The 19,823-nt window shown below is 56.3% G+C and carries 14 protein-coding genes; 9 read left to right on the top strand and 5 right to left on the bottom strand.

Annotation, left to right across the window (positions count from 1 at the left end; translation table 11 throughout):
- Positions 1 to 6 precede the first annotated feature (6 nt).
- The 5 genes from bcsZ (at position 7) to BFV63_RS21025 (ending at position 9,863) form a co-directional block, all read left to right on the top strand.
- Complete coding sequence (bcsZ, locus tag BFV63_RS21045; RefSeq protein WP_048241688.1) at positions 7 to 1,113, top strand: cellulose synthase complex periplasmic endoglucanase BcsZ; 1,107 nt, start codon at positions 7 to 9, stop codon at positions 1,111 to 1,113.
- A complete protein-coding gene (gene bcsC, locus BFV63_RS21040; RefSeq protein ID WP_048241690.1) occupies positions 1,095 to 4,577 on the top strand; it encodes a cellulose synthase complex outer membrane protein BcsC in 3,483 nt (1,160 codons plus the stop codon). The genes bcsZ and bcsC overlap by 19 nt, the downstream gene beginning before the upstream one ends.
- A 120-nt stretch (positions 4,578 to 4,697) precedes the next feature.
- Positions 4,698 to 6,704, top strand: coding sequence for a biofilm formation regulator HmsP (gene hmsP / locus BFV63_RS21035; RefSeq protein ID WP_003861186.1), 2,007 nt, complete (start codon positions 4,698 to 4,700; stop codon positions 6,702 to 6,704).
- Positions 6,705 to 6,863: 159 nt separating this feature from the next.
- The gene (gene dctA, locus BFV63_RS21030; protein ID WP_015571524.1) at positions 6,864 to 8,150 is read left to right on the top strand and encodes a C4-dicarboxylate transporter DctC; all 1,287 of its coding nucleotides are present in this window, start codon (positions 6,864 to 6,866) and stop codon (positions 8,148 to 8,150) included.
- A gap of 222 nt (positions 8,151 to 8,372) precedes the next feature.
- Complete coding sequence (locus tag BFV63_RS21025; RefSeq protein WP_003861190.1) at positions 8,373 to 9,863, top strand: M16 family metallopeptidase; 1,491 nt, start codon at positions 8,373 to 8,375, stop codon at positions 9,861 to 9,863.
- A gap of 61 nt (positions 9,864 to 9,924) precedes the next feature.
- Here the strand turns inward: BFV63_RS21025 and kdgK are convergent, their stop codons facing one another.
- Positions 9,925 to 10,854, bottom strand: coding sequence for a 2-dehydro-3-deoxygluconokinase (gene kdgK / locus BFV63_RS21020; RefSeq protein ID WP_003861191.1), 930 nt, complete (start codon positions 10,852 to 10,854; stop codon positions 9,925 to 9,927).
- 230 nt (positions 10,855 to 11,084) lie between these two features.
- Here kdgK and pdeH point away from each other — a divergent pair, with 230 nt between their 5' ends.
- Both pdeH and BFV63_RS21010 read left to right on the top strand, forming a co-directional pair.
- A complete protein-coding gene (pdeH, locus tag BFV63_RS21015) occupies positions 11,085 to 11,858 on the top strand; it encodes a cyclic-guanylate-specific phosphodiesterase (RefSeq protein ID WP_023323857.1) in 774 nt (257 codons plus the stop codon).
- A gap of 65 nt (positions 11,859 to 11,923) precedes the next feature.
- Positions 11,924 to 13,966: an AsmA family protein gene (locus BFV63_RS21010; RefSeq protein WP_045344335.1), complete on the top strand. Its 2,043-nt coding sequence runs from the start codon at positions 11,924 to 11,926 to the stop codon at positions 13,964 to 13,966.
- Positions 13,967 to 14,216: 250 nt separating this feature from the next.
- Here BFV63_RS21010 and BFV63_RS21005 read toward each other — a convergent pair whose 3' ends face one another.
- The 3 genes from BFV63_RS21005 to BFV63_RS20995 form a co-directional block, all read right to left on the bottom strand.
- Positions 14,217 to 15,539 carry an MFS transporter gene (locus BFV63_RS21005; RefSeq protein WP_045336183.1) on the bottom strand — a complete coding sequence of 441 codons (1,323 nt, stop codon included), beginning with the start codon at positions 15,537 to 15,539 and terminating at the stop codon, positions 14,217 to 14,219.
- 260 nt (positions 15,540 to 15,799) lie between these two features.
- Positions 15,800 to 16,825: an inner membrane protein YhjD gene (yhjD, locus tag BFV63_RS21000; RefSeq protein ID WP_003861199.1), complete on the bottom strand. Its 1,026-nt coding sequence runs from the start codon at positions 16,823 to 16,825 to the stop codon at positions 15,800 to 15,802.
- A 50-nt stretch (positions 16,826 to 16,875) separates the two neighbouring features.
- Complete coding sequence (locus BFV63_RS20995; protein WP_048241692.1) at positions 16,876 to 17,775, bottom strand: LysR family transcriptional regulator; 900 nt, start codon at positions 17,773 to 17,775, stop codon at positions 16,876 to 16,878.
- 119 nt (positions 17,776 to 17,894) lie between these two features.
- On the opposite strand from BFV63_RS20995, the gene BFV63_RS20990 reads away from it, so the two are divergent.
- Positions 17,895 to 18,653 (top strand): SDR family NAD(P)-dependent oxidoreductase, encoded by a 759-nt coding sequence (locus tag BFV63_RS20990; protein WP_048241693.1) that lies wholly within the window; start codon positions 17,895 to 17,897, stop codon positions 18,651 to 18,653.
- A gap of 174 nt (positions 18,654 to 18,827) precedes the next feature.
- Positions 18,828 to 19,430 carry a helix-turn-helix transcriptional regulator gene (locus tag BFV63_RS20985; protein ID WP_003861204.1) on the top strand — a complete coding sequence of 201 codons (603 nt, stop codon included), beginning with the start codon at positions 18,828 to 18,830 and terminating at the stop codon, positions 19,428 to 19,430.
- Here BFV63_RS20985 and BFV63_RS20980 read toward each other — a convergent pair.
- Complete coding sequence (locus BFV63_RS20980) at positions 19,409 to 19,747, bottom strand: lysozyme (protein ID WP_003861206.1); 339 nt, start codon at positions 19,745 to 19,747, stop codon at positions 19,409 to 19,411. The genes BFV63_RS20985 and BFV63_RS20980 overlap by 22 nt on opposite strands.
- Positions 19,748 to 19,823: the final 76 nt, after the last annotated feature.

Here is a 19,823-nt window from a genome sequence, read left to right as displayed (position 1 = left end):
GCGGTGATGAAAATCTTTCGCGGGTGTGTAGTCGCAGCGTTGATGCTGGCGGCGACGAATCTTCACGCTGCCTGTCGCTGGCCTGCCTGGGAGACGTTCAAGCAGGATTATATGAGCGAAAGTGGGCGGGTCATTGATCCCAGTGACGCGCGCAAAATCACCACCTCCGAAGGGCAAAGCTACGGGCTGTTCTTTGCCCTCGCGGCAAACGATCGCAAGGCGTTCGATCTGCTGCTGGCATGGACGCGCGATAACCTTGCCGAGGGAGATTTAGCCCAACATCTCCCGGCCTGGCTGTGGGGAAAAAAGGACGACGAAACCTGGGCGGTTATCGACCCTAACTCCGCGTCTGATGCCGATATCTGGATTGCCTGGTCGCTGCTGGAAGCCGGGCGGCTGTGGAAAAATCCCGATTACACGCGCACGGGTAAGGCGCTGTTGACGCGCATTGCCAGTGAGGAAGTGGTGAAGGTGCCGGGGCTGGGTTCTATGCTGCTGCCGGGTAAAGTCGGTTTTGCCGAAGAGAGTGTCTGGCGCTTTAACCCCAGCTACCTGCCGCCGCAGCTTGCGAGCTATTTCACCCGTTTTGGCGCGCCGTGGACGACGCTCCGTGAAACTAACCTGCGTCTGCTGCTGGAGACCGCGCCTAAAGGATTTTCCCCGAACTGGGTGAAATACCAAAAAAAGGGCGGCTGGCAGCTGTCGCAGGATGCATCCCTGATCGGCAGCTACGATGCGATTCGCGTCTATCTGTGGGTAGGGATGATGAACGATAACGATCCGCAGAAAGCCCGGCTACTGGCGCGTTTCAAGCCCATGGCGACCACCACAATCAAACAAGGCTTGCCGCCGGAGAAAGTGGATGTAGCAACCGGGAAACGCACCGGAGATGGGCCGGTAGGGTTTTCTGCCTCTCTCCTTCCGTTTTTACAAAACCGGGACGCGCAGGCGGTGCAACGCCAGCACGTCGCCGATCGTTTTCCCGATAACAATGCTTATTACAGCTACGTTCTGACCCTCTTTGGACAAGGGTGGGATCAGCATCGTTTTCGTTTCACCGTGCAAGGTGAATTACTACCGGATTGGGGCCAGGAATGCGCACGTTCACACTGAATCTACTCACCTTATCGCTTGGCCTGGCGCTAATGCCCCTGGCCCAGGCCGCCAACTCCCCGCAGCAGAGACAGCTGCTGGAACAGGTCCGTCTGGGGGAATCCACCCAGCGTGAGGATTTAGTGCGCCAGTCGCTCTATCGCCTTGAGCTGATCGATCCCAACAACCCGGATGTGATTGCCGCGCGCTTCCGCTACCTGTTACGACAGGGCGATACGGCGGGCGCGCAAAAAGAGCTGGATCGCCTGAAAGGAATGGCAGCCGATTCCAGTGCCTACCAGTCCTCCCGTACTACCATGCTGCTCTCCACGCCGGATGGTCGCCAGGCCCTCCAGCAGGCTCGCCTGCTTGCCACCACCGGGCACACGCAGGAAGCCATTGCCGCGTATGACAAACTGTTTGACGGTAAGCCGCCCAGCGGCGACATCGCGACGGAGTACTGGAACGTGGTGGCGAAAGAGCCAGCCCGCCGCAACCTGGCCATTAATCAGCTTAAGAAAATAAACGCCAGCAGTCCGGGCAACGTCCCGCTACAGTCCTCGCTGGCACAGCTTCTGTTCCAGAGCGGACGGCGTGATGAAGGGTTCGCGGTGTTGCAGGAGATGGCCAAATCGAATAATGGCCGCAGTCAGGCGTCGGACATGTGGTACCAGCAGATCAAAGATCAGCCGGTCAGCAGCGCCAGCGTCACCGCGCTGCAACAATACCTGAGCGTATTCAGCGATGGCGATAACGTGACGGCGGCGCGCACCCAGCTTGAAGCACAGCAAAAACAGCTCGCCGATCCGGCGTTCCGCGCCAAAGCCGAAGGGTTAGCCGCAGTGGATGCCGGGCAGGGCAGTAAAGCGGTAACGGAGTTGCAAAAAGCAGTCAGCGCCAACCACGCTGACAGTGAAGCCGTAGGCGCTCTGGGGCAGGCCTATTCTCAGAAAGGCGATCGCGCGCGTGCGGTTGCGCAGTTTGAAAAGGCGATCGCCCTCGATCCGCAGAGCGATAACCGGGGCAAATGGGACAGCCTGCTGAAGGTCAACCGATACTGGCTGCTGATCCAGCAGGGGGATAACGCCCTGAAAGCCAACAATACGGCCCAGGCCGAACGCTATTACCAGCAGGCGCGCAATATCGACAATACTGACAGCTACGCGGTTCTGGGGCTCGGTGATGCGGCGGCGGCGCGCAAAGATAACGACGCGGCCGAGCGCTATTACCGCCAGGCGTTGCGGATGGACAGCGGCAACAGCAACGCGGTGCGCGGTCTCGCCAATATTTATCGCGCGCAGTCTCCGGAGAAGGCGACGCAGTTTATTCAGTCGCTCTCTGCCAGTCAGCGCCGCAGCATTGATGATATTGAACGTAGCCTGACGAACGAGCAGCTGTCAGCCCAGGCTGAACAGCTGGAAAGCGAGGGGAAATATGCGCAGGCCGCAGAAATTCAGCGCCGACGCCTTGCGCTTTCCCCGGGCGACGTGTGGATCACCTACCGACTGTCACGCGATCTGTATAGCGCGGGTCAGCGCAGCCAGGCGGATAACCTGATGCGTCAGCTGGCAAGTCAGAAACCGGGCGATCCGGATCAGGTTTACGCCAGCGGGCTGTACCTGTCCGGTAACGATCAGGACCGGGCGGCGCTGGCGCATCTGAACACGCTGCCGCGCGACAAGTGGAACGGCAACATTCAGGCGCTGGCGGACCGCCTGCAAAGTAACCAGGTGCTGGAAACCGCCAACCGCCTGCGCGACAGTGGAAAAGAGCAGGAGGCGGAAACGTTGCTTCGCCAGCAGCCTCCGTCCACCCGTATCGACCTGACGCTGGCGGACTGGGCTGAACAGCGGGGCGATCATGAGGCCGCGAAAACCGCCTACAACACCATTCTGCAACGCGAACCGCAGAACGAAGACGCGATCCTCGGCCTGACCGAGGTCTCTCTTGCCCAGGGCAACAAGGACTCGGCGCGCGCGGCGCTGGCGAAACTGCCCGCGGCACAGAACGGCGAACCGCTCTCCATCAATATGCAGCGCCGGCTTGCCATGGCGCAGGCCGGACTGGGTGATCCTGCCGCGGCCGAAAAGACCTTCAACGCCATTCTTCCGCAGGCCAAATCGCAGCAGCCTTCGATGGAAAGTGCGCTGGTGATGCGCGATGCCGCCCGTTTCCAGGCACAAAATGGTCAGCCTCAGCAGGCGCTGGACACCTGGAAAGATGCGATGGTCTCATCGGGCATCACAACGACCCGTCCGACCGATAACGACAGCTTTACGCGACTCACGCGTAATGATGAGAAAGATGACTGGCTGAAGCGCGGCGTGCGCAGCGATGCAGGCGATCTTTATCGTCAGCAGGATCTGAACGTCACGCTGCAACACGACTACTGGGGCTCCAGCGGCACGGGAGGCTATTCCGACCTGAAAGCGCACACCACCATGCTCCAGGTTGATGCGCCGCTGTCGGATGGACGTATGTTCTTCCGTAGCGATCTGGTCAATATGAACGCCGGTTCCTTTGACACCGATAACGGAACTTACGATCCGACATGGGGTACCTGTGCCGAAACGCCATGTCACGGCAGCACGAACCAGTCGGCCAACGGCGCCAGCGTGGCCGTCGGCTGGCAGAACAAAACCTGGGCGTGGGATATCGGTACAACGCCGATGGGCTTCGACGTGGTCGATGTGGTGGGCAGCCTGAGCTACAGCAACGATTTAGGGCCGATTGGCTACACCCTGAACGCCCATCGCCGTCCGATTTCCAGCTCGGTGCTGGCCTTCGCCGGGCAAAAAGATCCCAATACCGACACCACCTGGGGCGGCGTGCGTGCCACCGGTGGCGGCGTGAGCATGAGCTACGACAAAGGCGAAGCTAACGGTATCTGGTCAAGCCTGAGTGCCGACAGCCTCACCGGGAAGAATGTCGAAGATAACTGGCGCGTCCGCTGGATGACCGGCTATTACTACAAGCTCATCAATCAGAACAACGAACGCCTGACGGTGGGCGTGTCCAACATGCTCTGGCATTACGATAAGGATTTAAGTGGCTATTCGCTGGGCCAGGGCGGTTACTACAGTCCCCAGGAGTATGTGTCGTTCGCCTTACCGGTGAACTGGCGTAAACGCACAGAGAACTGGTCATGGGAGCTGGGCGGCTCCGTCTCCTGGTCTCATTCAAAAACAAAAGATGTGATGCGTTATCCGTTACAGGGGCTGATCCCGGACAATGAGCCAGGCCGTTATACCGATAAAGGTGTGATGGAAACCGGAAGTAGCTCGTCAGGCACGGGTTATACCGCAAGGGCGATTGTTGAACGCCGCGTGACGTCCAACTGGTTTGTCGGTCTGGGCGTCGATATTCAGGAAGCAAAAGACTATACCCCGAGCCATGCGCTGCTCTACGTTCGGTATTCTGCCGCGGGCTGGCAGGGTGATATGGACTTACCACCGGAACCGCTGGTGCCTTATGCAGACTGGTGATCGGATTTTTACTTAATCTAATTGTAAGTCTCTCTTAAAAGTGCAGCTATCGGGTATACTCGGACGCACCAGGTTTACACCCTGGTGCGCCCTGCGCTTCGAGTTTTGTGGAGAGTCATTTTGCGTGTCAGCCGTTCCTTAACGATCAAACAGATGGCGATGGTGTCTGCCGTCACAATGCTGTTTGTCTTCATCTTCTGCGTCATTTTGCTGTTTCACTCCGTACAGCAGAATCGCTACAACACGGCTTCGCAACTGGAAAGTATTGCCCGCTCGGTGCGGGAACCCCTGTCAGCCTCGATCCTGAAAGGGGATATCCCCGAGGCGGAATCCATCCTGAAGCGCATTCAGCCCGCTGGTATCGTGAGCCGCGCGGATGTTGTACTGCCGAACCAGTTCCAGGCGCTGCGGATGAGCTTTATCCCGGAGCGTTCCGTCCCGATGATGGTGATGCGCCTGTTTGAACTGCCGGTGCAAATTTCCCTGCCTCTCTACTCCCTGGAAAGACCGGCTAACCCGCAACCGCTGGCCTACCTGGTGCTACAGGCCGACTCGTACCGCATGTATAAATTCGTCATGAGTTGGGTTGCTACATTAGTGACCACTTACTTACTTTTGACATTAATGCTGAGCGTGGCGCTGACGTGGTGTATCAACCGGTTAATTGTGCATCCGTTGCGCCGCATAGCCCGGGAGCTGAACGACCTCTCTCCACAGGAGCACATGGGGCATCAGCTTCCGTTGCCGCGCCTGCATCACGACGATGAAATTGGCATGCTGGTCCGCAGTTACAATATCAACCAGCAGCGTGTCCTGCGTCAGCAGGAAGAGCTCAGTAGCAACGCCACCCGTTTTCCGGTATCTGATCTGCCAAACAAAGCGTTTTTAATGGCCTTGCTGGAGCAGACCGTCGCCCGCCAGCAGACCACCGCGCTGATGGTAATTGCCTGCGAAACCTTGCAGGACACGGCGGGCGTGCTGAAAGAGAGCCAGCGCGAAATGCTGTTACTGACGCTGGTGGAAAAGGTGAAATCCGTTCTGGCGCCGCGCATGGTGCTCACCCAGGTCAGCGGCTATGACCTGGTGGTGATCGCGAACGGTGTTAAAGAGCCGTGGCACGCCATTACGCTAGGTCAGCAAGTACTCACTGTCATTAATGAGCGGCTGCCCATTCAGGGTATCCAGCTTCGCCCGAGCGCCAGCATCGGTATTGCGATGTACTCCGGGGGGCTGACCGCCGAGCAGCTTTATCGTCGGGCTTTCTCGGCCGCGTTCACCGCGCGGCGGAAAGGGAAAAACCAGATCCAGTTCTTTGATCCGGAGCAGATGGAAAAAGCCCAGCAGCGCCTGACGGAAGAGAGCGACATTCTGACGGCGATGGACAATCGCCAGTTTGCGCTCTGGCTACAGCCGCAGGTCAATTTGCGCACGGGTGAAGTGACCAGCGCCGAAGCGTTGCTGCGTATGCAACAGCCGGACGGCACGTGGGAGCTGCCTGAAGGGATGATCGAACGTATCGAGTCCTGCGGCCTAATGGTCACCGTCGGCTACTGGGTGCTGGAAGAGTCTTGCCGCCAGCTTGCGGCCTGGCAACAACGGGGCATCACGCTGCCGCTGTCGGTGAATCTCTCTGCGCTACAGCTGATGCACCCGACCATGGTGCCGGAGATGCTTGAGTTGATCCATCGCTACCGCATCCAGCCCCACACGTTGATCCTGGAAGTCACCGAGAGCCGTTGTATCGATAATCCTGACGACGCTGTCGCCATCCTGAAACCGCTGCGTAATGCCGGGATCCGCATTGCGCTGGACGATTTCGGTATGGGGTATTCCGGCCTGCGTCAGCTCCAGCACATGAAAACGTTGCCGGTGGACGTCCTGAAAATCGACAAAACCTTTGTGGAAGGGCTGCCGGAGGATTGCAGCCTGGTGCAGGCCATTATTCAGATGGCGCACAGCCTGAATCTGCACGTCATTGCCGAGGGTATTGAAACCGACGCCCAGCGTGAGTGGCTGGCTGCGGCGGGCGTAGAGAGCGGACAGGGCTTCCTGTTTGATCGCGCCGTACCGACGGATATCTTTGAGCAACGCTATCTCGCCGACGCTGGCAATAACGCAAAAGTGTAATTTTGTTGCTGGCTTGTGCGAGCCAGCTCAAAGTTCTTAACATTTGTGTTTCAAATTTGAACCCCGTTTATTTCTGTCCTGTTATGTGGGTGTTATTTTAAAGCCGCAGGTTAACCATAACCTTACAAAGCCTGTAGTTTTTCTTTCCAGGGACACCCTATGAAAACCTCACTCTTCAAAAGTCTTTACTTCCAGGTCCTGACAGCCATCGCCATCGGTATTCTGCTCGGTCACTACTACCCGGAGCTGGGCGCGCAGATGAAACCGCTTGGCGACGCGTTCGTTAAGCTCATCAAAATGATCATCGCGCCGGTCATTTTCTGTACCGTGGTGACCGGTATCGCTGGCATGGAAAGCATGAAGGCGGTCGGGCGTACGGGGGCGGTTGCCCTGCTGTACTTCGAGATTGTCAGTACCATCGCGCTGATTATCGGCCTGATTATTGTCAACGTGGTACAGCCTGGCGCGGGCATGAACGTTGACCCGGCCACGCTGGATGCGAAAGCGGTGGCGGTTTACGCTGAACAGGCGAAAGATCAGGGGATTGTTGCCTTCCTGCTGGACGTGATCCCGAGCAGCGTGATTGGCGCGTTCGCCAGCGGAAACATCCTCCAGGTACTGCTGTTTGCCGTGCTGTTTGGCTTTGCCCTGCACCGTCTTGGCAGCAAAGGCCAGCTGATTTTTAACGTCATTGAAAGCTTCTCGCAGGTTATCTTCGGCATCATCAACATGATTATGCGTCTGGCCCCGATTGGCGCCTTTGGCGCGATGGCCTTCACCATCGGGAAATACGGCGTCGGCACGCTGGTACAGCTGGGCCAGCTGATCGTCTGCTTCTACATCACCTGTATTCTGTTTGTGGTGGTGGTGCTCGGCTCCATCGCCCGTGCGACCGGCTTCAGCATCTTCAAATTTATCCGTTACATTCGTGAAGAGCTGCTGATTGTCCTCGGCACATCCTCTTCGGAGTCCGCGCTGCCGCGTATGCTCGATAAAATGGAAAAGCTGGGCTGCCGTAAGTCAGTGGTGGGGCTGGTTATTCCTACGGGCTACTCTTTTAACCTGGATGGCACCTCGATATACCTGACGATGGCGGCGGTCTTTATTGCCCAGGCCACTAACAGCCACATGGATATCTTCCATCAGATTACGCTGCTGGTGGTGCTTCTGCTCTCTTCAAAAGGGGCGGCGGGCGTAACGGGCAGCGGATTTATCGTGCTGGCGGCCACCATTTCGGCGGTGGGCCATCTGCCGGTGGCGGGCCTGGCCCTGATCCTCGGTATTGACCGCTTTATGTCTGAAGCCCGTGCGTTAACCAACCTGGTCGGCAATGGCGTGGCGACGATTGTGGTGGCGAAGTGGGTGAAAGAGCTGGATCACAAGAAGCTTAACGATACGCTGAATAACCGCACATCTGAGGACAAAACCCCCGGTTTATCCTCTTAATCCCTCATAAATGCCCGTATTCTCTTGTGGGGATGCGGGCACCTGCGCATAATAACCGTTCATACCTGTCATAATTCGACAAGATTTTTTTTGGGTATATTTCACTTCCGCCCGTGACGTTTAGCTGAACACGCTGTCTAATCGGAAGGTTTTCATCGTCATCTTTGAGTGCTCACGTCGCGAGACACTCTCTTTAACCAGGAATGTTGATCAGGGGTTCACATGCAGGGCACAAAAATTCGACTCTTAACCGGCGGTTTGCTGATGATGGCAGCAGCCAGTTATGTGCAGGCAGATGCGCTCCAGCCAGACCCGGCCTGGCAACAGGGAACACTGGCGAACGGTTTCCAGTGGCAGGTATTATCCACTCCGCAACGTCCGAGCGATCGCATTGAAATCCGTCTTTCTGTGAATACCGGCTCCCTCACTGAAAGCACCCAGCAGACCGGCTTAAGCCACTTTATTCCTCGACTGGCGCTCACCCAGAGCGGCAGTTTGCAGGCGGTTCAGGTGCGTTCTTTATGGCAACAGGCCATCGATCCGAAACGCCCGCTGCCCCCGGCTGTGGTCTCCTATGACTACACCATGTTTAACCTGAGCCTGCCCAACAACCGTAACGATCTGCTTAAAGAAGCGCTTACCTATCTATCCGATGCCACCGGCAAACTGGCGATTACGCCTGAGACCGTAAACTATGCGTTGAGCAACAGCGACATGGTGGCGACCTGGCCGACGGATACCAAAGAAGGCTGGTGGCGCTACCGCCTGAAAGGGTCCACGCTGCTTGGCCACGACCCGGCAGAACCGCTGAAACAGCCGGTGGATGCAGAGCAGGTGAAATCTTTCTACCAGCAGTGGTACACCCCGGATGCCATGACCCTCATTGTAGTGGGCAACGTGGACAGCCGTGCGGTGATAGAGCAGATCAACAAAGCCTTTGGCGATCTGAAAGGGAAGCGTGAAACGCCTGCCCCTGTTCCTACCTTGTCCCCGCTGCGTCCTGAGACGGTCAGCATCATGACGGATACCGTGCGTCAGGATCGTCTTTCAATGATGTGGGATACGGCCTGGCAGCCGATCCGCGAGTCTTCTGCGCTGCTGCGTTACTGGCGTGCGGATCTCGCGCGTGAAGCGCTGTTCTGGCACGTTCAGCAGACGCTCAGCAAGAACAACGTGAAAGATATTGGCCTGGGCTTTGACTGCCGTGTGCTGTTCCAGCGCGCCCAGTGCGCCATTAACGTGGAATCGCCGGGCGATAAGCTCAATGCCAATCTCGGCGTGGTGGCGAAAGAGCTGGCTAAAGTGCGTAAAGAGGGCCTGTCTGAAGAGGAGTTTAACGCGCTGGTGGCGCAGAAATCCCTTGAATTGCAGAAACTGTTCGCCACTTATGCCCGCGCCGATACCGATATCTTAATCAGCCAGCGCATTCGCTCCTTGCAGAATCAGGTGGTGGATATCGCGCCGGAGCAGTATCAGAAACTGCGTCAGGACTTCCTGAACGGTCTGACCGTGGAGATGCTGAATCAGGATCTGCGCCAGCAGTTGTCGCAGGATATGGCGTTGATTCTGTTACAGCCGAAAGGTGAGCCGGAATATGACATGAAAGAGTTGAAGGCCACCTGGAACGCCATCATGGCGACGGCGCCGCAGCCAGCGCAAACGGCAGCCGATGATTTACATCAGGATGCGAGCGATATTCCGCAGGGCCAGTAAGCCCTGCGTCCCCTCTCCCTGTGGGAGAGGGTTAGGGTGAGGGCATCAGCCCGCCCAGTCCTTAAGCAGGCATCGCCTCGCGCGGAATAATCGCTCCGCGATACTGAATCACCGTGCTGGCCGTTAAATGACCGCGCTGCGCCGCCGCTTCCGGCGTACCTCCCGTCAGACGTACCGCCAGATACCCCGCGCTGAAAGAATCTCCCGCCGCAGTGGTATCGATCACTTTCTCTTTCGCCAGCTTCACCGCCGGGACCTCTGTCACGGCTTCACCTGCAACCGCCACCAGGCAAGACTCCGCCCCACGCTTGATCACCACTTCGCTGACCCCGGCAGCCTGCGTCCGGGCGATGACCTCATCAACCGGTTTTTCGCCCCACAGAGCATCTTCATCATCCAGCGTCAGGAAGGCGATATCGGTGCATTCGAGCATCTGCTGGTAGACCTGCTGCGTCTCTTCGCGGCTGGCCCACAAACGTGGACGGTAGTTGTTATCGAAAATCACCTTACCGCCATTGGCACGGCATTCGCGCAGCAGTGACAGCAGCTTTTCACGGCTCTCCTGGCTCAGGATCGCCAGGCTGATCCCGCTCAGGTAGAGATAATCGAAGGTCGCCAGTTCTTCGCAAATGGCAGCGGCGGCCTCGCTTTCCAGCCAGAATTTGGCGGCCGCTTCATTACGCCAGTAATAGAAGGTGCGCTCGCCGGTGCTGTCGGTTTCGATGTAGTACAAACCCGGCAGGCGGTTTTCCATTCGCTGGATCAGCGAGGTCCCAACGTTTTCACCCTGCCAGGCTTCCAGCATCTGCTGGCTGAAGCTGTCCGTTCCCAGCGCGGTAACGTAGCTCACGCTCAGCGCGTCGGGGGAGACCTGACGGGCAATGTAAACGGAGGTGTTCAATGTATCGCCACCAAAACCGCGGCTGACTTCCGCGCCTTTCTGGGACAGCTCAATCATGCATTCGCCAATCACGGCAATTTTTTTAGACATAGTCGTGAACCTGAACAAAGTAATTAAGGGTAGTGTGCGCTGTGTGTTTTTTATGGTCAACTATATTAAAACGACGTTCCATTATTTTTTTTGAGCCAGCGCGTATTCCGGCATATTTCTGTCATCATAATTTCATTTTCCCGGTGAATTGAACATAAAGTTCTCACCTGGCGGGCCGATAACTCAGTGACGAGTCCAGAAAGGCTATCCCATACAACAGGACATCCGAAATGAAGTCAGAGCAGGTTATCCAGCGGCTGAGCACTACGCCTGAGGCAAGTATTGAGAACTTGCAGGAGCATCGCTACTGGCTGCAATGTGAGCGAGCGTACACTTATCAGCCCATCTACCGTACCGACGGTCGGTTAATGGCGATTGAGGTGTTAACGGTCGTCACTCATCCATCGAATCCTTCACAGCGTATTGCACCGGACCGCTATTTTGCGGAGGTTGCCGTGCGTCAGCGTATCGACGTGCTGGAAGAGCAGCTGAGAATGCTGGCGACGAAGCAGGCGTTCTTCAAGCAGCACGGTATTCTGGCGTCGGTGAACGTGGATGGCCCCACCCTGATGGCGTTACGTCAGAATGCGACGTTGCAGGCGCTGATTGCTACCTTGCCATGGATGCGCTTCGAGCTGGTGGAACATGTTCAGCTGCCGCAGGACTCCTCGTTTGCCTCGATGTGTGAGTTTGGCCCGCTGTGGCTGGATGATTTCGGTACCGGTATGGCCAACTTCTCCGCCCTGAGCGAAGTGCGTTATGACTACATCAAAGTGGCCCGCGATCTGTTTATCATGCTGCGCCAGACGCCGGAGGGACGGAACCTGTTTACGATGCTCCTGCAACTGATGAACCGCTATTGCCAGGGCGTCATTGTGGAAGGCGTAGAAACGCTGGAGGAGTGGCGCGACGTGCAAAATTCTCCGGCAGCGGCGGCACAGGGTTATTTCCTCTCTCGTCCTGTCCCCATGGATACCCTGGAAAAGGTGATAACCAGCCTCTGATCTGCCCGCTTCCCTTTGTCTGAACTATAGTTTTAGAGGCAAGTTCATCAGGAAAGGGGACAACAATGACAAAAACAACCAGGGTGATTTCCTGGACAGCAGGGATTTTCTTGTTGCTGATCGTGGTCTTAATCATCATTATCGCCACGTTTGACTGGAACCGCCTCAAACCGACCATCAACCAGAAAGTCTCAACCGAGCTGAACCGCCCCTTCGCAATACGTGGCGATTTGGGCGTCGTGTGGGAGCGCCAGAAAGAGGAAACTGGCTGGCGGAGCTGGGTGCCCTGGCCGCACGTTCATGCCGACGATATTATTCTCGGTAACCCGCCCGACATCCCCGAAGTAACCATGATCCACCTGCCGCGAGTGGAAGCCACGCTGGCGCCGTTAGCCCTGTTAACCAAAACGGTGTATCTGCCGTGGATCAAACTCCAGCAGCCCGACGCGCGGCTGATTCGCCTGTCAGAGAAAAACAACAACTGGACGTTCGATCTCGCCAGCAGCGGCGATAAAGATCAGAATGCGCAGCCCTCTTCGTGGTCTTTCCGCCTCGACAATATTCTGTTCGATCGGGGGCGGATCGCCATTGACGATAAAATGAGTAAGGCTGACGTGGAGATCCTCGTCGATCCGCTGGGCAAGCCGCTGCCGTTTAGCGAAGTAACGGGCAGCAAAGCCAAAGGCGATGACAGCAAAGCGGGCGATTACGTCTTTGGCCTGACGGCGAAAGGGCGCTACAACGGCCAGCCGCTCACCGGTAAAGGCAAAATCGGCGGCATGCTGGCGCTCAGGAGCGAGGGCACGCCGTTCCCGGTGCAGGCGGATTTTCGCTCCGGCAATACCCGCGTGGCGTTCGTGGGCACGGTTAACGACCCGATGAACATGGGCGGCGTCGACCTCCAGCTTAAGTTTGCCGGTGATTCGCTGGGGGAACTGTACGATCTCACCGGCGTACTGCTGCCGGATACTCCGCCGTTTGAAACGGACGGGCACCTGGTTGCCAAAATCAACACCGAAAAATCGTCCGTCTTTGACTACCGTGGATTCAACGGCCGCATCGGCGACAGCGATATCCACGGCACGCTGACCTACACCACCGGTAAACCGCGCCCGAAACTGGAGGGGGACGTTGAATCCCGCCAGCTGCGTCTGGCCGATCTTGGTCCGCTGATTGGCGTAGATTCGGGCAAAGGCACGAAGTCTAAAGAGGTTAAAAAGGACGTTCAGCCTGCGGGTAAAGTGCTGCCCTATGACCGCTTCGAAACCGACAAATGGGACGTGATGGATGCGGATGTGCGCTTCAAAGGACGTAAAATCGAGCATGGCAGCACGCTGCCGCTGAGCAACCTCTCGACCCATATCATCCTGAAAAACGCCGACCTGCGCCTGCAACCGCTGAAGTTTGGCATGGCCGGGGGAACCATTTCATCGAATATCCACCTGGAGGGGGATAAAAAGCCGATGCAGGGAAGGGCGGAGATCCAGGCGCGTCGGCTGAAGCTGAAAGAGCTGATGCCGGACGTGGAGCTGATGCAGAAAACCCTCGGTGAGATGAACGGCGACGCGGATATTCGCGGCACGGGTAACTCCGTAGCGGCGCTGCTGGGCAGCGGAAACGGCAACCTGAAACTGCTGATGAACGACGGGCTGGTGAGCCGTAACCTGATGGAGATCCTGGGGCTGAACGTCGGGAACTTTATCATCGGGCAAATCTTCGGTGACGACGAAGTACGCGTTAACTGCGCGGCGGCAAATCTGGATCTGGTCAACGGCGTGGCGCGTCCGCAGATCTTCGCCTTCGACACGGAAAACGCGGTTATCAACGTCACCGGTACCGCCAGCATGGCGTCCGAGCAGCTCGATTTAACCATCGATCCGGAAAGCAAAGGCATTCGTATCATCACCCTGCGCTCGCCGCTGTACGTTCGCGGAACCTTCAAAGATCCGCAGGCGGGCGTGAAGGCTGGGCCGTTGATTGCGCGTGGTGCGGTCGCCGCCGCGCTCGCTACGCTGGTGACCCCTGCGGCGGCGCTGCTGGCGTTGATTTCGCCGTCAGAAGGCGAAGCGAATCAGTGTCGGACGATTTTGTCGCAGATGAAGAAGTAGTCCCGTTTCTCCCTCTCCCTGTGGGGTGAGGGATCCCCACAAAATAATGCCTGCACAGACGGCCCCCTCTCCCTTGAGGGAGAGGGCTGGGGTGAGGGGGAACATACGGCTCTGGTGGTCATTCCGTTCACGTTATGTTCCTTACTACTCTGTCACAACATAACCGGTGAACGTGCCAGGGTGGCTCAGTCGCCACCACCCTGGCGACCCGCCCTCTCGGCGCATCCCCGCGCCTCGCCCCGGCATTCACTTACAGCGCCTGATGCTTCGTCTCATGCGTCAGCAGCAACGCAATCAGCGTCAGCGCTGCCATTGCCGCCAGATAGACACCCACATAGAACAGGCCATAGTTTGCCTGAAGCCAGGTGGCGATATACGGGGCTACCGAGGCGCCCAGAATCGACGAAACGTTATAGGAGAACGAGGCGCCGGTGTAACGCACTTCAGTCGGGAACAGCTCCGGCAGCAGCGCGCCCATTGGGCCAAAGGTCAGCCCCATCAGGCTCAGGCCAATCAGCAGATACGCCATCACCAGCGCAGGGCTACCTGAACCCAGCAGCGGCGGGAAGACAAACAGCGCGAACAGAATAATCAGGGAGGTGATGACGATCATGCTTGAACGACGGCCAAATTTATCCGCCAGCAGGCCCGCGACAGGCACCATCACACCAAATCCGATGACCGCCATCATCAGCATCCACAACACTTCGTTACGTGGCAGGCCCAGGCCGACCGGCGCGGCGGCAGTACTGAAGGTCATGGAGTAAACGGTCATGATGTAGAACAGCGTGTAGGTCGCCAGCATGATGAACGTGCCCAGCACGGTCACGCGGAGGTGTTTGGTCAGCAGCGTCCCCAGCGGAACTTTAACCTGCTTTTTCGCCGCGGCGACTTTAGCAAAGACCGGCGTCTCGTGCAGCGACACGCGCACGTACAGGCCAATCAGCACCAGCACAGCAGAGAAGACGAACGGAATACGCCAGCCCCAGCTCATGAACTGTTCATCGGTCAGCAGCCAGGAGAGGAGCAGGAAGGTGCCGTTAGCAAAGAAGAACCCAATCGGTGCGCCCAGCTGCGGGAAAGAGCCATACAGGGCACGCTTGCGCGCCGGAGCGTTTTCGGTCGCCAGCAGTGCCGCGCCGCCCCATTCCCCGCCCAGCCCCAGACCCTGACCAAAGCGCGCCAGCGCCAGCAGCACAGGCGCCAGAATGCCGATAGTTTCATAGGTCGGCAGCAGGCCGATGGCGACGGTGGAGATCCCCATCGTCAGCAGCGAGGCAACCAGCGTCACTTTACGGCCAACGCGATCGCCAAAATGCCCAAAGACCGCTGAACCAATCGGACGCGCAACGAAGGCGATAGCAAAGGTGGCTAAAGACTGTAGCGTGGCTGCCGTCGGGTCGCCCTGAGGGAAGAAAATATGCGGAAAGACAATGACCGCAGCGGTGGCGTAAATATAAAAGTCGAAGAACTCAATGGCGGTGCCAATCAGCGATGCGACGACGACTTTATTGCGCGAGTTGACCGGAACGTGTTCCGCCCCTTCGTTAAGTGTGGTGGCTGTTGCTTGCATAATATTTTCTTATTTTTGGACGAACGAAGGGCCATATTAGGCATAGCAAAAGCGACATTTCAATCTGTAACAAAGGCGTGGTGTGGTCATAAAAGCAACAAAAAGCGCATAATTTTCAGACCAGCGAAAACACTTCTATGAAATGCTTCACACTTTTTAAATATCAGTCATTAAAACTGGTTTTGCGTTAAATAAAAGTTACGGACTGGATTTATATGCTGAAATGGCGGATCGGGCTGAAATATCAGCCCGACAGGACATCAGCGGTGGGTTTTACCCGGCATGCGCGGGTCATCTTTATACTCAGCCGTGGCGATCCACGCGGCGCAGAACAGCGTCAGGCGAGCGAAGAAATAGAAGAAAGCCATCAGCCCCAGCACCGAACCAAAGGCCGCGCCGGAGGGCGACTTCACCAGCGACGGCAGCGTATAGGTCATCACAATTTTGATCACTTCAAAGCCAATGGCGGCAATCAACGTCCCACGGATCAGCGCCTTCTTGCGCGGCCGATGGCGGGGCAAACGCCAGAAGATCCAGAAGAACAGCAGGTAGTTAGCAAAGATGGAGATGGCAAGCCCTATACCGCGCCAGGCCGGTTTCAGCCATTCAATGTAATCCAGGTACAGCGCGGAGATAATCATCTGCTGCGCGGAACCGGCGACCGAGGTGATAGAGAGCGTGATGACCAGCGCCACCAGCAGCCCAATCAGCGAAATAAAGTCGCGCAGATACTTCACCCATATCTTCTCCTGATCCTGCGGCCTACGCTCCCAGACGTCACGCGACTGGGCGCGAATAGCCTCACGCAGGTTGCCCATCCAGTTCACCCCGGAATAGAGCGCAATCAGCAACCCGACGATACCCACGGTGGTACGCTGCTGCACGGCGGTGTTGATGGTGCTTTTGAGCGTTGTGGCGAGCGTCTGGTCGCTGACGTTGGTCAGGATCTTATTGAAGATGTCCTGCAACAGCGTCGGGTGAGACGCCAGCACAAAACCGGCGGCGGCAAATGACACCATCAGGATGGGGATCATCGACAGGAACGAGAAATAGGTAATCGCCGCGCCAAACTGATTTCCCATGCGGTCGTTAAAGCGCTCAGCGGCGCGTATCAGGTGAGCAATCGCGGGTATCTGCTGAATTTTTTCGGCTATGCCGGTCACGGTACCCAGCGCTTTGCTGGCCGTTCCAGGCTCTTTCGGCGCTTCAGGCTCGTTATCCATCTTTTTGATGGGTTCATAATCTAAATGTTGAGTCGGTCGTTGCGGGTTATTTTCCGGCGTCACGCGCATTTTCCTTTTCGTTGAGCTGGATGTTACTGAATTATAGCTTGCGACTAGTCCACGTAACCTTTTGTGAGTTCGGTAAGCCACTCCATAAACACATGCACCCGACGGGAGAGGTTACGGCGGTGGGGATAAATGAGGGAGACGGGCATTGGTTCAGCCCGATATTGCGGCAGGATCTCAACGAGTTTTTTCGTGCGCAGGGCATCACGCACCCCGACGCGCGGGACCTGAATAATGCCAAGCCCGGCGACACAGGCAGCCTGGTAGGTTTCCGTGCTATTAACCGTCAATACGCCCCCCGTTTTTACCCACTGGGTCGCGCTGCCGTTGTAATATTCAAAACCCTGCGGACGGGTGCCCAGCGTGGCGGAGTAGTGAATGAGGGCATGCGAAGCCAAATCGTCCAGCGTCTCAGGGTAGCCAAATCGCGTCAGATAATCCGGGCTGGCGCAATTAATCACCGAGAGCTTCCCAAGCGGCCGGGCGATAAGCCCGGAGTCCTTTAAGTTTCCCACGCGAACCACGCAGTCAAATCCTTCGCGGATGACATCGACCAGACGATCGCTGCTACTCAGCTCCAGTTCAATGCCGGGAAACTGTTGTAAAAATGCAGGCAGTTTCGGAATGACGACATTTCGCACAATGGCAACGGGCATATCCACACGTAGCCGACCGCTGATGGTTGAAGGGTCGTGCAGGAACATGCCGTCCAGTTCGTCCAGATTCATCAGCAGATCTTTGGCGCGCTCGTAATAAACCATGCCGTCCTGCGTCAGGCTGACGCGGCGGGTAGTGCGGTGCAGCAGCTGCGTGCCCAGCGCGTTTTCCAGTGCCTGGATCTGTCGCGATACGCTCCCCTTCGGCAGGCTTAACGTCTCCGCCGCGCGGGAAAAACTCTCCAGTTCCGCGACCCGAAGGAAAAGCTGCATTGCGTGTATTTTATCCATAGATGTTGGTCATTGTTGTTAAGAATGAAACAGTGAAGCGCTCACGGCACTATTTATTGATTTTCTACCATCTAATAAGCTCTTTCTCAATCTTCATCACAGCCGAAACGAGGTGAATTATGAGTGAACGTATTGCTTTAGTGACGGGCGGTAGCCGCGGCCTGGGTAAAAATGCCGTTTTGAAGCTGGCCGCGGAAGGGACAGGCATTATCCTCACCTGGAACAACAGCCAGCAGGAGGCGCAGGAAGTTGTGCGCGAAATCGAGGGAAAAGGCGGAAAAGCGGCAACATTGCAGCTCAACGTCGGCGATACGGCAAGCTTTTCGCGCTTTGCTCAAAAGGTGAAAGATACCCTTAAACACGTCTGGCAACGTGACACCTTTGACTATTTAGTGAACAACGCAGGTACAGGGTTATATGCACCCTATACCGAGACGACCGAGGCGCAGTTTGATGATGCGATGAACATTCACTTCAAAGGACCGTTTTTCCTCACGCAACAGCTGCTGCCGCTCATAAAAGACGGAGGGCGGATCCTGAACGTCTCCAGCGGACTGGCCCGTTTTACTCAGCCCGGTTCAGGAACCTACGCGGCAATGAAAGGGGCGATGGAGGTGCTGACCCGCTATCAGGCAAAAGAGCTTGGCGCGCGCGGAATTTCCGTCAATATCATCGCGCCCGGCGCGATTGAAACCGACTTTGGGGGCGGGCGAGTGCGGGATAATGCGGAGCTTAACCAGCTGCTGGCCTCGCAGACAGCGCTGGGACGCGTGGGCCTGCCCGATGATATTGGTGACGCCATTGCGGCGTTGCTCAGTGACAAACTGGGCTGGATGAATGCGCAACGTATTGAAGTTTCAGGCGGTATGTTTCTGTAATGTTCAGTCTTAAGGGGGAAGGAACCCTCTTAAGGAAATCCTTAAAACAGGTATGTCTAAATGCTGGAAGATATAAAGAGAGCTGGGTGATTTGTAACCTCTCCATTCATTGAGTTTTTTCTTAAAAAATGCCTCTGTAGAATCCCCCTTCGCTATTCTCAGAGGAGTAAAACGATGCGAGTAATCATGTTTGACAGGCAGTCATTATTTATTCATGGAGCGATGTATAGTTTGCAGAAGTTAATTCCGAAAATAGATATGACAGGAACTCGTCAGACTGATGAATTATGGGCGCAATTATCCGCGTCACCCTCCGCTATCGTCATGATAGATGGGTATTTAATTCGTGATAATGGTGTGGCTTTACTGGAAGAGATTATGGATCGCTTTCCAACGTCGCGCGTGGTGTTGGTGTTAACGAAAAAAGAGCGGCGTTGGGTTGAGCAAATGTTTCAGCGCAACGTGGTGGCGATAATTCCCCGCAATGCGAATCCCGAACGCTTTTCCGCAGTGCTGGATTCTGTATCGCGAGGAATGGTCTGTTTTCCCGGCGAGTGGCTGAAGCAGCACACCTCTCAGGATGAACTGGCAGTGTTAAGCGAGCGCCAGCGTGAGGTATTGAAGTTACTGGCGGCCGGAGAGTCCAATAAAGAGATTGGACGTAATCTCAATATCAGTGCGGCAACGGTAAAAGCCCATCTTGAGACGCTTTTCCGGCGTCTTGATGTCAAAAACCGGACGCAAGCCGCGATGTACTACACCCGGGCGACGGCCTGAAGGATCTTCTCTGGCAGAGGGGACTCTTCCCCAAAACTGAAGAGGGTTAATATCAGTGCGTCATGCTGCTGTTGGGTTAATGGGCGTTTGTTCATTTCCCGCAGCAGCGCCTCACATAATTGAATATCATTACAAAGCAAATTCTCCGCCTCAGTCGGCGTGATGAGACCGTTAAATTTTTCCCACTGGCGAATTACGTGACCATAACCTATAACCCATATTCCCTTTTCGTCACGGTATTTCTCCAGGGAAAGACCCTGTTGTTTTTTAATTAATGCGATTGCAGCAGAAGATATCTGCATTGCATAACCCGTCATAAGCGTTTCCTCTTAATGACGCGACTATAGAGGAAACGCCGCCGGGGAAATATCCGCCAAATGGCTGTTGATCAGG

It is taken from the genome of Enterobacter hormaechei subsp. xiangfangensis, assembly GCF_001729785.1.
Taxonomy (GTDB): Bacteria; Pseudomonadota; Gammaproteobacteria; order Enterobacterales; family Enterobacteriaceae; genus Enterobacter; species Enterobacter hormaechei_C.
The sequence above is the reverse complement of the archived record's forward strand: the minus strand, read 5'-3'. Positions and strand labels throughout refer to the sequence as shown.

What these genes read in the sequence shown, in the direction of transcription:
- bcsZ (WP_048241688.1), top strand. Translation starts at nt 7, where the DNA reads ATGAAAATCTTTCGCGGGTGTGTAGTCGCAGCGTTGATGCTGGCGGCG.
- bcsC (WP_048241690.1), top strand. Translation starts at nt 1,095, where the DNA reads ATGCGCACGTTCACACTGAATCTACTCACCTTATCGCTTGGCCTGGCG.
- dctA (WP_015571524.1), top strand. Translation starts at nt 6,864, where the DNA reads ATGAAAACCTCACTCTTCAAAAGTCTTTACTTCCAGGTCCTGACAGCC.
- BFV63_RS21025 (WP_003861190.1), top strand. Translation starts at nt 8,373, where the DNA reads ATGCAGGGCACAAAAATTCGACTCTTAACCGGCGGTTTGCTGATGATG.
- kdgK (WP_003861191.1), bottom strand. Translation starts at nt 10,854, where the DNA reads ATGTCTAAAAAAATTGCCGTGATTGGCGAATGCATGATTGAGCTGTCC.
- pdeH (WP_023323857.1), top strand. Translation starts at nt 11,085, where the DNA reads ATGAAGTCAGAGCAGGTTATCCAGCGGCTGAGCACTACGCCTGAGGCA.
- BFV63_RS21010 (WP_045344335.1), top strand. Translation starts at nt 11,924, where the DNA reads ATGACAAAAACAACCAGGGTGATTTCCTGGACAGCAGGGATTTTCTTG.
- BFV63_RS21005 (WP_045336183.1), bottom strand. Translation starts at nt 15,539, where the DNA reads ATGCAAGCAACAGCCACCACACTTAACGAAGGGGCGGAACACGTTCCG.
- BFV63_RS20995 (WP_048241692.1), bottom strand. Translation starts at nt 17,775, where the DNA reads ATGGATAAAATACACGCAATGCAGCTTTTCCTTCGGGTCGCGGAACTG.
- BFV63_RS20990 (WP_048241693.1), top strand. Translation starts at nt 17,895, where the DNA reads ATGAGTGAACGTATTGCTTTAGTGACGGGCGGTAGCCGCGGCCTGGGT.
- BFV63_RS20985 (WP_003861204.1), top strand. Translation starts at nt 18,828, where the DNA reads ATGCGAGTAATCATGTTTGACAGGCAGTCATTATTTATTCATGGAGCG.
- BFV63_RS20980 (WP_003861206.1), bottom strand. Translation starts at nt 19,747, where the DNA reads ATGACGGGTTATGCAATGCAGATATCTTCTGCTGCAATCGCATTAATT.